Below are 14,982 nucleotides of genomic sequence, written 5' to 3' on the forward strand. Positions count from 1 at the left end.
TATGAAGAGAATCCTATATATAGGAGGTTTTGAATTACCCGACAAGAATGCGGCAGCCCAACGAGTACTTTCTAACGGAAAAGCTTTAAGAGATTTGGGACATGAGATTATTTTTGTCGGGTTGACTAAATCCGTTCCAAGGAGGTTTAATTTTGAGGGTTTTGATTGCCATGAGATTATATATCCACAGAGTAAGAGAGCATGGGTATCATTTTTGTTTTCAATTAGGAAAGAATCCGAATTAATAAATCAATTTAATCCGGATGTTCTAATTTTTTATAATTATCCTTCATTTAAATTAGGTCGTTTAAAAAGCAGATTTAAAGGGAAAATAGTTTTTGGAGATATAACTGAGTGGTATGAAGCTCCAGGTGTATCATTAGTTTCTATAATAAAACGAATTGACGTATGGTTCAGGATGAAGATAATTCTTCCGCAAATTGATGGTCTGATCGTCATAAGTGACTACTTAGAAAACTTTTATAAGGGAAAGGTTAAGAAGCTGATTAATATTCCCCCATTAGTGGATGTTTACGAAGATAAGTGGAAAAAGAATAGTAACCCTTTAAATGATCGTTATAATTTAGTGTATGCTGGGTCTCCAGGAGCTGGAAATAAAGATCGATTGGATTTGGTTATTTCTTCAATTAATAAAGCTAGACTTGATTTGAAGAAAGATATTCATATAAATATTATAGGCTTGAGTAAACAACAATTTTTAGAAAATTTTGGAACAACTCTTAACGACAATATTGATGATACTTATATTCATTTCAATGGTCGTGTTTCTCATAGCAAAGCTCTAGAATTTATAAAAGAAGCGGATTTTTCTATTTTTTTTAGAGACAGTAATTTAACCAATACCGCAGGATTTCCTACAAAATTTGTTGAATCTATTAGTTGTGGTACACCTGTTATAACGAATGCTTCTAGTAATTTACATACTTATTTTGAAAAATATCCTATGATTGGATATGTCTTTAAAAGTTTGACTGACGAAGAGCTAATTCTCGGTATAAAACTTGCTCTTTCATCCTCTAAGGAAGATATTTTGTTGAAAAAGGAATTCTGTCTGAACTCAAGATTATTTGATTACCGAAAATACACTGATAAGTTTTATGAACTGTTTTAAATCAAATCGAATGAAATTGTTAAATATCTTTTTTATTAGCGCTCTTTTTCTTTTAGCTCAAGATTTAAAGGGACAAGATTTTTCTTTAGCAAATGTTAGCAAAACAAAAGCTGAAATAGAGAAGTTACAAAATAATGCGTTTGATTTGACGACGTTGCTACCCAAAGGTTATGTGGTTAATGGCACCGTTGATTATACTGATATTATTCAAAAGGGACTTAATAAATATAAGTCCGTCAAAATGCCCAATTTTCCAGTATTGATAAATTTTAAGGGTTTAACAATAAACTCAAATAGTGATGTTTTTTTTCAAAAGCAATCTTCATTAATAATGCTCCCGAATGATCGGTCGACTTATGCAATATTGGATATTCAACGAAAAGAGAATGTGAAAATTTATAATGCGAATTTGATTGGAGATAGATTTCAGCATAAAGGAAAAATAGGGGAGTGGGGAATGGGAATTCGTATTGTTGAGTCACGAAATGTTGTCTTTTATAATCCTAATGTTCGAAATACTTGGGGAGATGGAATTTATCTGGGTGATGATAACGTAAATTCTGTCCATAATGAAAATATTTTTATATTAAATTGCTCTATTATTAGCAGTCGAAGGAATGGAATTTCGATTATTTCCGGGGAAAATGTTTTTATTCAGGATGGGAAAATTTCTAAATCTGATGGAACAATGCCCAAAGCGGGACTGGATATTGAGCCAAATAATGGTTCTGATGTCATAAATAATATTTTTGTAAATAATCTTGAGACAAGTAATGAGGGCGCTGGCGTTATGATCTTGTTAAATAAATTGGTAGGACGGGCTGGTAAGGTAAATATTTCTCTTAATGGACATTCCGATAATGGCGGATCCATGGGACTATATATATCTAATCTGGAAACAAGTGCTAGAAGACTTGTTGGGACTATTTCAATAAAAAATTCTAATTATATTAATAATAAAACAAATGGGATTTTTATTGAAAATTATGCATCTATTAATACTCCAAAACTGACAATTTCAGATTCAAAAATCAAGAATTCCAATAGTTCTAATAATAAGTCGCCAAGATGGGGGGCAGGGATATCCTTTGGAAGAGATTCCAGAAAAGCTATCTTTAATAAAATGGGAAATGTCCAAATAAAAAATATAGCTATTGTTGATAATAGACAGTACCCATTAATGCGTGCAGGGCTATCATTTGATGATGATAATGGTTCTAATTTTGAAAATGTTAATGTTGAAGGAATAGAAGTACAAGGAATAAAAACGTCCGATCAGTTTTACTTAAAAGCGGGAGTGAACTTAAAAAGATAATAATTTAGAAAAATAATTATGAGTGTCTTAATTCGCATTACTACTGTTCCAATTTCACTTAAAATTCTATTGAAAGGTCAATTAAAATTTATGCACGAACATGGCCTTTCCGTTAAAGGAATAGCCTCTCAGGGGATTGAGCTAAAAGAGGTGAGTAAAAGTGAGGGTATCGAAGTTCATGCTATAGAAATGACAAGAACAATTTCACCACTTAAAGATTTAAAGTCCTTATGGGATTTTTATAAGATTTGCAAGAAAGAAAAACCTTCTATTGTTCATTCTCACACCCCCAAGGCTGGTATCATTGGTATGCTAGGGGCTAAGCTTGCTGGAGTTCCAATCCGATTACATACAGTTGCGGGTATGCCTTTAATGGAAACAATGGGAGTAAAACGGAAGATTCTTGACTTTGTTGAACGGCTTACTTATGGTGCGGCTACAAAGGTATATCCTAATTCAAAAGGACTATTTGATTTTATTGTATCCAATCGATACACGTCTTTGAATAAATTAAAAGTAATTGGTAATGGTTCCTCAAATGGCATCAATACGGCCCTATTTTCAAAAGAAACTATATCGGCAGAACAACAGAATTTATTAAAGAATGAATTGGGTATTGGTAATGATGATTTTGTTTTTGTATTCGTTGGTCGACTTGTTGGAGATAAAGGTATCAATGAACTGGTAAAAGCTTTTTGTAAGTTAAACCATTCTGCAGTGAAGCTACTGTTAGTTGGGCCACTGGAGAGTGATCTTGACCCTTTGGATAATGATACGCTAAAATGGATCAATGAGAGCAATAATATTCTTTCTGTAGGTTTTCAAAAAGACGTTCGCCCCTACTTAGCTATTTCTAGTGCATTGGTATTTCCAAGTTATCGTGAGGGGTTTCCAAATGTGGTTATGCAAGCTGGAGCTATGGAACTACCAGCTATCGTATCAGATATAAATGGCTGTAACGAAATCATCATCGAAGGAAAAAATGGAACAATTATTCCTGTTAAGAATGTGGACGCGGTTAAAGATGCAATGGAAATGATGATAACAGATAAGGAGTTTTATTTACAGATGAAAGGAAATGCAAGACGAATGATTACCGAGCGTTACGAACAGCAGGTTGTTTGGGATGCCCTTTTGACTGAGTACAAAAGTTTATTAAAAGATAGAGGATTAGACAATGTATAGGCATTTTTTTAAGAGATTCTTCGATTTTTTTATAGCACTTATAGGTTTGACTATCCTTAGTCCTGTTTTTATTGTTGTGACAATAGGGCTTTATTTTGCCAATGATGGCAAGCCATTTTTCTTTCAAGAGCGACCAGGATTGAATGAACGGATCTTTAAAATCATCAAGTTCAAGACAATGAATGATAAAAAGGATGCCAATGACAATCTTCTTTCTGATGCAGAACGCTTAACACCTATTGGGTCTTTTGTGAGAAAGACATCGCTTGATGAGATTCCTCAGCTAATTAATGTGCTCAAAGGTGATATGGCAATTATAGGGCCTAGACCGCTATTAATTCAATATCTACCTTTATACGATGACAGGCAACGGCGCCGTCATGAAGTAAGACCGGGTATTACCGGTTGGGCGCAGGTCAATGGCAGAAATGCGATCTCTTGGGAAAAAAAATTTGAGTTGGATGTCTGGTATGTAGACCATGTCTCCTTTCTTACCGATTTAAAGGTCTTTTTTATAACATTTAAAAAAGTATTTAAGCGAGAGGGGATTTCGGCGGATGGACATATTACAATAGAACCGTTTAATGGAAACAACTAAATTTGAATGATGTATTTGTTTGGAGCAAGTGGCCATGGAAAAGTAATAGCAGAAATTGCTGAACATAATAACCTAAAAATAGAAGGCTTTATCGATACCGATTTAAATAAATCGTCGTTATTGGAATATACTGTTTTTCATAGAAATCCGGAGAGACCGATTGAAGCAATTATTGCTATTGGAAATAATGAAATAAGGAAAAGAATAGTAAATGAGATACGTTCATTTACTTATCCGAGTTTAATACATCCAAGGGCTAATATTTCTAGCCGTAGTATTTTAGGAAATGGTACAGTAGTAATGGCTGGTGCAACGATTAATGTGGACGTGAATGTAGGTCAACATTGTATTATCAATACAAATGCTTCCATAGATCATGATTGTATTATCGAAGATTTTGTACATTTATCGCCAAATGTAGCGCTGGCAGGAAATGTGCATATTGGAGAGGGAACACATGTCGGTATAGGAGCTTGTGTAATCCAAGGGATAACGATTGGAAAATGGGTGAAAATAGGGGCTGGAGCTGTGATTATTAGAGATATACCAGATGGATGTACCGTGGTGGGTAATCCTGGAAGAATAATAAAAAAGTAACGTTAATTTTTACCACTATGTCAGATAAAATATGGTTATCTTCTCCTCATATGGGAGGGAATGAATTAAAATACATCCATGAAGCGTTTGATTATAATTGGGTAGCTCCCTTAGGCCCCAATGTCAATGGCTTTGAAGAAGATTTGGAAAGATTTCTAAATTCGGATGTTCAGGTAGCTGCCCTTTCCGCCGGAACTGCAGCCTTGCATTTAGCCTTGATAGAATGCGGCGTAAATTATGGTGACGAAGTAATTTGTCAGTCAATGACTTTCTCCGCATCAGCTAATCCGATCGCCTATCAGGGAGCGATACCAGTATTTGTAGATTCCGAAGCTGACACCTGGAATATGTGTCCATTAGCGCTGAAAGATGCAATTCGTGATCGCTTTGCCAACGGTAAGAAGCCAAAGGCAATTATTGTGGTTCACCTTTATGGTATGCCAGCCAAAATGGATGAAATATTAGCAGTTGCCGAAGAATTCGATATTCCTGTCATCGAAGATGCTGCAGAGGCTCTAGGTTCGACTTATAAAGGGAAAGCATGTGGTACTTTTGGACGTTTCGGTGTATTAAGCTTTAATGGTAATAAAATTATCACAACTTCCGGTGGTGGAGCTCTGGTATGCCATACAAAAGAAGATAAAGACAAAGCCGTATTCCTTTCGACACAAGCGCGTGACGATGCCCCTCATTATCAGCATTCTCATATTGGTTATAACTATAGAATGTCTAATATTTGTGCCGGTATAGGAAGAGGCCAAATGGAGGTATTAACACATCGTGTTACAGCTCGTCGCGGCATGACAAAGTTCTATTCTGATATATTTGCTAGTATTGATGGAATCCGTGTGTTGACAGAGCCTAGCGATGATTTTTATTCTAACCATTGGTTGGCTGCTATTACCATTGATGAGGCTATAACAGGTGTCTCGCGTGAAGATCTGCGCCTGGCGCTGTTGGAAGATAATATTGAATCGCGTCCACTATGGAAGCCAATGCATTTACAACCTGTGTTTGAGAACACTCCATATTATGGAAGCAATATAGCTGAAAAATTGTTTGACACAGGACTTTGTTTACCCTCAGGATCAAACTTGACAGACGTCGAGAGAGGGCGTATTCGTGCCAAAATCGAACAAGTTTTTAGTAAATAAAGTAAAACGAGCTTTTAATGAAAATTGAAAGCTCGTTTCAATTAGTCTCTGTCTATTCCGATGAACTTGGAATAGAAATGCATAATAGGGAAGAATATAGCTTCTTGTGGCGCATAAGGTAAATAACGCTTAAAATTTTGCCAAAGTCTTTTAGCGCCATCTGGGTGTACAGATACTGCATTATTTACTTTCCCCTCAGCATAACGTTTGTCGTGATAGCCAAAATTACCGCCAAACCAGATTTCTTCCAGCATCCAAGCTGAATCAATATTTTCAGGATATGGAAAAGGTAGATTTGACTTAGGCAGTCCGATATAGTTAACTAGAATTTGGTGGAGCAAATGCGTCCATTTTAAAATTCCAGTCTTTTGATAAATCTTTTTTAAAGCTTCCGCATCAATTTGATTACTGTATTGGGCATACAATCTTGCCGAATCGCAAAATTGTCTTAACCCTATGCCAAATGTAATTAAGTGTTTTAGTATATGCGAGTTTACTTGAAAAAGCTGTAGCTCCGGTGCCAATATTCGGACTGCGACATCTTCAATTTTCAAGATACCCTGTTTTTCACGATAGTATTTAGAAATGGAACGCAGATAGGGTTGTATAAGAGGGTTTCGGAGATCAAAAAGCTGTTTGTGATGTTCAATAAACTGGTTATCGTAGTTGTAATGTAAGCTAAAGCTTTTGGTATCCTCTACAATTATACCCTTCTCTTTTATATATTTACGTGCTATGGCATAACCATTATCCTCGAAATGCCAATCAATGTCACCGCATATTCTATGTAAGGGATTAAGGTATAACTGTGCAACACCTTGCCCTTTTTGCAAGATAGGCTGTATACCAAGTTCTTTAAAGGCTGAATATTGAGACGCAATAACCTTATTCATCTCAATATTATGGCGCTCAATTTGGTCAACTTTGACAGCCCATTTTAATCGTAATGACTGAGGAGGAAGTTGATCTTCATTTAAAAAAGCAAAGCTGTCAAAAATTATTCCCTCTACTGTATGTGAAACCGACCAATTATATAGGTCTGCCCATTCGCTTTCGCTCAAGGGGATAGTAATATCTAAATTTCCTCGCCCCCAAAGGCCTATTTGCAATAATTTAAAAAGAGGATCTCTGAGTTGAGTATTCATTGTATATAATATCTAAATAGATCAAATTTAGTAATTTTTATTCTTTTTGCAGATCGCTCTATTTATTTTTTTGGCAGAAATATTGTGCTTAAAATTGGTGAACGAAATTTTAGGCATAAATCTTGCTAACAAGTTGCGGTTGCAAATTTAAACCGTTATTAAGTGGTATTTTTTAGAATAGTGAGAAAAAAAGTATATTTTTGTTGTCAAGTCAAGAAATCAATTTTATAAATTATTAATAGAACATGCGATTAATTTTTAAGTATGGTTTAACGTTAGCGTTTTGTCTTATTACGTTGATGTTTTTTAATTCCTGTGGTTCTCGGAGGAGCATGGCTTATTTTCAGCCGGACTCAAGTCAAATCAATACCTTATATGAGCAATATGTTCCAAAGATTCAACCAAGTGATATATTGACTATCGTAGTTACTGCCGCTGATCCGAAAGTAACAGCCCCATTTAATCCAATGAGTACTATGATCAGTGGGAGTATAACGCAGCAAACTGATATGGCACTTCGTCCGACGTACACGGTAGATGAAAAAGGAAATATTGTTTTGCCGATGTTAGGAGAAGTCCACGTCGCTGGAATGACACGGACTCAAGCGATCCAAAAGTTACGATTGGATTTAAGTAAATACATTAAAGACCCTGGAGTCAACATAAATTTTAATAACTTTAGAATTTCTGTTTTAGGAGAGGTTGCTCGTCCAGGATCATTTATTATGCCTACAGAGCGAGTAACTGTATTAGAAGCATTAGGAATGGCAGGAGATTTGACAATACGAGGGGTTCGGCAAAATGTTATGTTAATTCGAGAAATTGATGGCCAAAAAACAATGCACCGCTTAGATCTTACACAGCAAAATACATTAAACTCCCCATATTATTATTTGGTCCAAAATGATGTAATTTATGTGGAGCCCAATAAATCTCAAATTAATAATTCAAAATTAGGGGCAAATACAAATGTTATCATATCCATCGCTGGATTAATAATTACTGTAATTTCAGTATTGACTCGATAATAAATTTCATGGAACAAAGATCTACACAAATTCGCGATAAACAAGAAGAGGAAATCAATTTAAGACAACTATTTGAACAGTACTTATATTATTGGAAATGGTTTGTTCTCTCGTTGATTCTTGCGTTAGCAGGCGCCATAGTATATTTAAGGTATGCTCAAAAATCTTACAGTACCACGGCGAAGATTCTTTTAAAAGATGAGAAAAGTGCCGCTGCCGGTGAGCTGGCGGGAATTGCTGAGTTAACGAGTAGTATGGGATTTGGTGGAACGCGAACAGCTTTTGTCACAGATCAGATAGAAGTTCTGTCTTCGCGCAGGCTAATGCGAAAGGTTGTCGATAAACATCATCTTAATGTAATCTATTCTTCTAAAGGGAGTATTCGTACCTCAGAAGTTTTGGAGGATGACATGCCATTTGTCGTGCAACCGCAAGGTAACCAAGATAGCATAAGGATCAATATGCGAATTGTGCTAAAGAAGGGTACCAATCTAGATATTACAGATCTTTATAGTGGAGATAGAATAGAAACTACTTTTGATAAAGTTGTTAGATTAGGGAAAAGTAGTGTAGTTTTTCGACGTGGGAATAACAAAAACAGTTCTGCAACTGAGTATATTATTAATGTTATCCCGAAAGATTGGGCTGTCGATCTTAATCTAGCGGCCATAAATATTAAACCAAATAAGGAATTGCAATCTTATATTGTTAATTTCTCAATGATGTCAACTTTAGAAAGGAAAGCAGCATTGGTTCTTAATAGTTTAATAGAAGTCTATAATGCTGATCTAACGAACGATAAATTACGGATGACACGGGCTACCTCCGATTTTATCAATAAGAGATTGATGATTATATCTAAAGATCTTTCTGGAGCTGATGAGGAAGCCGCCGAATTTAAGTCGGCGAATTCAATGGTTGATATGGCTACAGAAGCAGGAGTATTCTTAAGTACAGCTTCGGATAATGATAAAAAGGTCTTAGAATATCGAACACAGTTACAATTGGTTGATCATATGAACGATTATTTGAAGAATCAAGAAGTTGGAAAGCTCTTACCTTCAAATATTGGCCTACAGGATGCCTCAATAGGTAGTTCTATTGAAGCTTATAATAAATTAGTGTTGGAACGTGATGATCTACTAAAATCGGCTTCTGAACAAAATCCTACCGTCATTGCTATGAATGAAAATATAGCTGAAAGTGATAAAAATATAAGGCAATCGTTAATTAATTATCAACGTGTAACTAAACTGGCTTTAAATAGCATTGAACGGAAATCTAACGAGATAAAAGGAAGAATTAGTTCAATTCCTAGCCAAGAACAGGGATTTAAAAAAATATCGAGGCAACAAAAGATAGTTGAGTCTCTTTACTTATTATTATTGCAGAAAAGAGAGGAGAGTGAGGTAAAAGCAGCCGCTACACCTGATAATTTAAAAATTATAGATGCGGCCTATGGAAATGGTACTCCCGTGTCCCCGAAAAGGCCGATTGTTATTCTAGGTGCGATCCTACTTGGATTTTTAATTCCATTTATTGCTCTCTATCTTAAATTTTTGTTAGATAATAAAATTCATTCACGGAAAGATATCGAAGAAATTGTTAAAATCCCTGTGCTGGGAGAGATCCCTACAGCCGAGGACACTATCGTACATCTTAATGACCGATCTTCTTTAGCTGAAGCTTTCCGTATTCTTCGTACCAATATGAATTTTATGTTTGGGGCGGATAAAAAAGAAGCATCTAAAGTGATATTTGTTACTTCGACTATTTCTGGGGAAGGTAAGTCTTTCGTCACCACAAATTTAGCTCAGATTTTATCTATGTCGGGTAAGAAAGTATTATTGATAGGCGCGGATATTCGTAGTCCTAAAGTATTGGATTATCTGGGTTTATCGCATTTACAACATACAAATGTCGGTATTACACAATTTTTGATCAATCCCGATATGGATGTGGATAATATCATTATCAAAAAGCCGGGCAATTATGATTTTGATGTGGTTTATTCAGGCTATATCGCACCGAATCCAGCGGAACTGTTGATGAATGGTCATTTCGATGATGTAATTAAATATGCGCGTGAACACTACGATTATATTTTGGTTGATACTGCTCCAGTGAGCTTGGTAACAGATACTTTATTAATCGCTCATAATGCTGATTTAACATTATATGTGTCTCGTGTTAATTATTTGGATAAGCGCTTGTTACAAGTTCCGCGCGAGTTATATTTCGATGGCAAATTGAATAATCTCGCTGCTGTGGTGAATGATGTTGATTTTGCTCGCGGTTATGGTTATGGCTATGGTTATGGCGATAAAGGAAAGAAGAAAACAGGCTTAGCGAAGGTATGGCAGGATATTAAAGATCGACTAAATATAAAATAAAGCTACAATAATGCAGATTTTGGCCTTATTGTTGTATAATCCCAAATCGATACTTCGGTTTGGGATTTTTCAATTTATACTAATTGACAAAATCAACCGTTTTTGAATTACATACTACTAATCAGTACAAAATCATGCACAACAACGATTATTTGCGGCACGAAAGGAATCGTGATATTTCAAACACAAGCCCTTTAAATATTTTATCTATGAAAAAACAATTTATATACACACTTTTAGTGGCCCTTCTGCTTACAATTGGTTCCGTGTCGGCTCAGTTTTCGCGTCCTATTAGTATTGGGGCTGGAGTGGGTGCCACAATCAATCTAACTGACTTGGGAAATGTAGAACCGAAATTCGCTTTTTATGGCGAGGCCGATTATCTGATCACACCATATATTTCCGTAGGACTACATGGGGAGAAAGGAACCCTTGCTGGGAATGGTTATGAAAGTGATTTTAAAAACCTTTATTTTGCGGGAAATGTCAATGGAAAAATTCGTTTAGGTCAGTTTTTGGGAAATGCCCACAATTATAGCTATTATACTTTAGAGGCAAATACCTTTTCTCGGATTCTTTCCAACGTTTATGTTGGAGCTGGTGCCGGATTGGTGAAAAACCGAATTGCAAAAAGTATCTCAGCTCTATATGCCAATTATCTGGAATCTGTCGGTGGCGAAATATCAAAAGATAACGGCGAGATTCACTTTGTTCTCCCTTTAAATGTAGGCTTAGATATTCCCTTCGGTAGAACTTTATATGGACCTCAATGGGCAATCAATGTAAACTATCAACATACCTTGACATTCAATGATAATCTGGATGGTATCATCAATAAAAATAATGACCAATATGGTCTTATTTCAGTGGGTGTGAAATATGGATTATTTAACCGTAAATAAGCAAATCAAAATTTTAATAAAACGAAATGATGAATATACTAAAAAGGTTCTATAGCAGTCGTTTACTTGGGCTTCTTTCGCTGGCTATTTTAATTGGTTTTGCTGCATGTAAATCTAATTCTGCAATGTATAAAGCCCCAAAGGTAAATGCCTTTCGAGGCGGAAAGTTACCAGCGCCCCCGGGGATGGTTTATATTCCCTCCGGCACTATTCTTTTTAAAGGATCCCTAGATAGTGGCAACGTAGGGAAAAATGTGAGTGTAAGCGCCTTCTTTATTGATGAAGCCGAAGTCACTAATAAACAATATCGCGAATTTGTAAACTGGGTAGCTGATTCGGTTGCTGTAACAGATTATCTCAATGATGATCAATACTTCCTGGAGATTGCCGGCGAACAGGTTGGTCAAAAACGTATCAATTGGGCCAAGGTTAAAAAGATATCGCCAATATGGAAAAGCAATGATCCAAGTATTCAGGAGCGCTTAGCGCCTATGCTTGAAATGCATGGCAACAGGCGTGCACTAAATCCCGAAGTGATTAAATACCGCTTCTCTTACCTACAGTCTAAGGGTAACGTGCAGAAGAAATATGTGACAGATACAGTTGCTGTAATGCCTGTCGAAGATATTTGGACAAAAGACTTTCCGAATGCGCAACTAGCATCTTTGGATGCCAATTACTTTACGCATCCTTCTTTTGATTATTATCCAGTAATAGGCGTTACCTGGAGACAAGCTAGGGCATTTACAGACTGGAGAGCAAATGAGATGGCGGCAACAATATTAAAAAACTCTTATCTGAATGGATACCAACTGAGCTTGAGCTTGCCCACCGAAGCGCAGTGGCAATATGCTGCTTCAGGCAAATTGGATCCGCAAGATACCATCGCAGGATCACGCATGACAATTGATGGTACGGAAGGCAAAAAGAAACTGGCTGTCAACTTCAAACAAGGTGAAGGAACCTATTCCCGTGATGGTGCTACATTCACACTACCCGTGAAATCTTATATGCCGAACGCTTTTGGGGTATACAATATGGCTGGAAATGTGTCTGAGTGGACGCTCGATGCTTACAGCCCTTCAGCCGTGGTATTTGTCAACGATTTAAATCCTGCGTTGCTGTATGATGCGGATGCCAAAGATGGTGACGCCCTGAAACGTAAAGTGGTACGTGGTGGATCATGGAAAGACAATGGTGAACAATTGAATAGCGAGACGCGTAATTATTCGGTAGACTATGAACCGCATTCTTATATCGGTTTCCGCTGTGTCATGTCGGCTTTTGAAATGCCTACTGTACAGAGCAAAACACGTAAGTACTAACCCGCTGTTTTAACCCCAAAATCGATAACAATGAAAACAAAAATAGTATTGATAGCTGCGATGACTTTTGGAGTTGGGTCATTGTTTGCCCAGCAAGAGACAACGATAGATACAGTCCCTAAAAATCAAAACATTTTAAATAATGTTAATTCAGCTACTCCTATAACATCAGGAGAAGTCATTCAGGATACAATCCCGTTAACTGATGGATTTTATCAGGCCAATAGCATGGAGGATGCTGTCCCCTTTGCATATCCAGAGGTAAACAAGAAGAATATCCGTTTTTACAAACGTGTATGGCGTGATATTGATCTGAAAGATGAAAAGAATAACATACTTGCAATCCCGGGTAATTCCCTGATCGAGGTGGTCATGAAAGCCATTGAAAAAGGCAAACTTTCGCTCTATAGTCCAAATGACGATTCTTTTAAAGGCCGACTGAGTGCCCAAGAGGGGATGGCCAGATTTGCGGATAGCGTACTTGTGCCAATTTTTGATGGTGAAGGTAATCAGATTGATTCGAAAATGGCACTGAATGAATTTGACCCTGCGCGCGTGACCAAATTTAGAATTAAAGAAGATATCTTCTTCGATAAGCAGCGGAGCCGATTGGAAACACGGATTATCGGTGTAGCTCCGCTAATGAATATTACGACTTCTGCGGAACTTGCGGAATCGGTGGGTGCAACTCCTGCATTCTGGCTCTATTTCCCACAGTTGCGATATAGTCTTATCCAAGTTGATATTTCTGATCCGGATAAGGGGCTTTATGACATGACCATGGATGATTTTTTTGTGCAAAACAAATTTGCGAGTACCATTGTGCGTGAATCTTCTCCGGGCATGTTGCAGAATCTAAAAGAAACTGAAAACGGTGGGCAGCAGTTGGACGGAAAAAAAGTGGAAGAGAAACTGGATGCTTATAAGAAAAAATTATGGAGCAATCCAAAAGGGGTAAGAGCCGAGGAATTGGAAGGGAATCAGTCCAGTGACAGTAAAACTTCACAAAGCCAAAACCAGCAAAAGGAAACGGAACAGAAATTGTAAAACGATATAATCCGTTTTGTACGAAGCGAGCTTTTCTATAAATCGAAAAGCTCGCTTTTGTTTAATAATTCATTATTTAATAATGTGGAAATTATGAAACTGGTACCAATATTGCTATTGATTGCGAGCGCAATATAAAAATCACATTTAGATAGAAATGAAGAACAGCATTGAAAATATACAAAAGCCCATTCTAGTTATTTTGGCCGCAGGTATGGCGAGCCGTTATGGATCGGCTAAGCAAGTGGAAAGCTTTGGGCCATTTGGTGAAAAAATAATTGATTACTCGATTTATGACGCCATTCGTGCTGGATTCGGAAAGATTGTTTTTGTCATCCGGGAAGAATTTCTCGAAATCATGAAATCAAATGTTGGTTCTAAACTTCCTGAATCGGTCGAAGTTGCCTATGCTTATCAGGATTTAGATCTGAAAAAATTTGGAATCGATAGAATAATTGAACGCCAAAAACCTTGGGGTACCGGTCATGCAGTAATGAGTGCTGAGCATGAAGTGGATAGACCATTTTGTGTGATCAATGCGGACGATTTCTATGGCTATGATGCTTTTCAAAAGATGGCCGATTTTCTGACCCAAAGAGCGGATGATCAAGAGATGGCGCTGGTCGGTTTTGAAGTCGGTAATACCCTTTCCGACTTTGGCTATGTCTCGCGCGGAGTATGTGAAGTAAATGGGACAGATCATTTACAAAGTGTGACCGAAAGAACCAACATCTATCGTAAAGACCAAGATATTGTCTACGCGCAGGATGAAAAAGAAACCGTTTTGCCTGGAGATACTCGGGTGTCCATGAATTTTTGGGGATTTACACCTAAAATATTTGAGATTGCTCGAAGCTTGTTTCCTGATTTTGTGGAGAAAAACCATGAGAATCCCAAATCCGAATTCTTTATTCCTGATTTACCGGATTATATGGTCAAGCAAGGTGTTGCCAATTTTTCAGTGCTACCAACCAATGCGAAATGGTTCGGTGTAACATATAAGGAGGACAAGGAGCAGGTTCAACAAAGTATTCATCGGTTAATTGAGGACGGACACTATCCTGAACGATTATGGCCAGAGAAAAAGGTAGTCGATGAAAGTATTTATCTCGATTTTTAGAAAGCAATTTCATTTAATATACGCAGTAAAAGTTCTCCGAT

At 36.9% G+C, this 14,982-nt stretch carries 13 protein-coding genes; 12 read left to right on the forward strand and 1 reads right to left on the reverse strand.

Features of this window, described 5'->3' with window-relative positions; translation table 11 throughout:
• Window position 1 precedes the first annotated feature (1 nt).
• From AAW12_RS11640 to AAW12_RS11665, 6 genes are read left to right on the forward strand one after another with little or no spacing between them, the layout of a single operon-like run.
• Window positions 2-1,132, forward strand: a complete 1,131-nt coding sequence (locus AAW12_RS11640; RefSeq protein ID WP_046673807.1) for a glycosyltransferase — start codon at window positions 2-4, stop codon at window positions 1,130-1,132.
• A gap of 10 nt (window positions 1,133-1,142) precedes the next feature.
• Complete coding sequence (locus AAW12_RS25455; RefSeq protein WP_197084019.1) at window positions 1,143-2,447, forward strand: right-handed parallel beta-helix repeat-containing protein; 1,305 nt, start codon at window positions 1,143-1,145, stop codon at window positions 2,445-2,447.
• Window positions 2,448-2,465: 18 nt separating this feature from the next.
• Window positions 2,466-3,632, forward strand: a complete 1,167-nt coding sequence (locus AAW12_RS11650; protein ID WP_197084020.1) for a glycosyltransferase family 4 protein — start codon at window positions 2,466-2,468, stop codon at window positions 3,630-3,632.
• Complete coding sequence (locus AAW12_RS11655) at window positions 3,625-4,230, forward strand: sugar transferase (RefSeq protein ID WP_046673808.1); 606 nt, start codon at window positions 3,625-3,627, stop codon at window positions 4,228-4,230. Before AAW12_RS11650 ends, AAW12_RS11655 begins: the two co-directional genes overlap by 8 nt.
• 6 nt (window positions 4,231-4,236) lie before the next feature.
• Complete coding sequence (locus AAW12_RS11660; protein ID WP_231585255.1) at window positions 4,237-4,827, forward strand: acetyltransferase; 591 nt, start codon at window positions 4,237-4,239, stop codon at window positions 4,825-4,827.
• Between the two features lie 17 nt (window positions 4,828-4,844).
• On the forward strand, window positions 4,845-5,981 hold the full coding sequence (locus AAW12_RS11665; RefSeq protein WP_046673810.1) for a DegT/DnrJ/EryC1/StrS family aminotransferase: 1,137 nt from the start codon (window positions 4,845-4,847) through the stop codon (window positions 5,979-5,981).
• A gap of 41 nt (window positions 5,982-6,022) precedes the next feature.
• Here AAW12_RS11665 and AAW12_RS11670 read toward each other — a convergent pair whose 3' ends face one another.
• Window positions 6,023-7,126 carry a nucleotidyltransferase family protein gene (locus AAW12_RS11670; RefSeq protein WP_046673811.1) on the reverse strand — a complete coding sequence of 368 codons (1,104 nt, stop codon included), beginning with the start codon at window positions 7,124-7,126 and terminating at the stop codon, window positions 6,023-6,025.
• Between the two features lie 332 nt (window positions 7,127-7,458).
• Here AAW12_RS11670 and AAW12_RS11675 point away from each other — a divergent pair, with 332 nt between their 5' ends.
• The 6 genes from AAW12_RS11675 (at window position 7,459) to AAW12_RS11700 (ending at window position 14,941) form a co-directional block, all read left to right on the forward strand.
• Window positions 7,459-8,154 (forward strand): polysaccharide biosynthesis/export family protein, encoded by a 696-nt coding sequence (locus AAW12_RS11675; protein ID WP_231585256.1) that lies wholly within the window; start codon window positions 7,459-7,461, stop codon window positions 8,152-8,154.
• An 8-nt stretch (window positions 8,155-8,162) separates the two neighbouring features.
• Complete coding sequence (locus AAW12_RS11680; RefSeq protein WP_046673812.1) at window positions 8,163-10,547, forward strand: GumC family protein; 2,385 nt, start codon at window positions 8,163-8,165, stop codon at window positions 10,545-10,547.
• Window positions 10,548-10,756: 209 nt separating this feature from the next.
• Window positions 10,757-11,449 carry an outer membrane beta-barrel protein gene (locus AAW12_RS11685; RefSeq protein ID WP_197084021.1) on the forward strand — a complete coding sequence of 231 codons (693 nt, stop codon included), beginning with the start codon at window positions 10,757-10,759 and terminating at the stop codon, window positions 11,447-11,449.
• 26 nt (window positions 11,450-11,475) lie between these two features.
• Complete coding sequence (locus AAW12_RS11690) at window positions 11,476-12,774, forward strand: SUMF1/EgtB/PvdO family nonheme iron enzyme (protein WP_084823151.1); 1,299 nt, start codon at window positions 11,476-11,478, stop codon at window positions 12,772-12,774.
• 30 nt (window positions 12,775-12,804) lie between these two features.
• On the forward strand, window positions 12,805-13,821 hold the full coding sequence (gene gldN / locus AAW12_RS11695; protein ID WP_046673814.1) for a gliding motility protein GldN: 1,017 nt from the start codon (window positions 12,805-12,807) through the stop codon (window positions 13,819-13,821).
• A gap of 157 nt (window positions 13,822-13,978) precedes the next feature.
• A complete protein-coding gene (locus tag AAW12_RS11700; RefSeq protein ID WP_197084022.1) occupies window positions 13,979-14,941 on the forward strand; it encodes an NDP-sugar synthase in 963 nt (320 codons plus the stop codon).
• The last annotated feature ends 41 nt before the right edge of the window (window positions 14,942-14,982 follow it).

Source organism: Sphingobacterium sp. Ag1 (assembly GCF_000988325.1).
GTDB lineage: Bacteria > Bacteroidota > Bacteroidia > Sphingobacteriales > Sphingobacteriaceae > Sphingobacterium.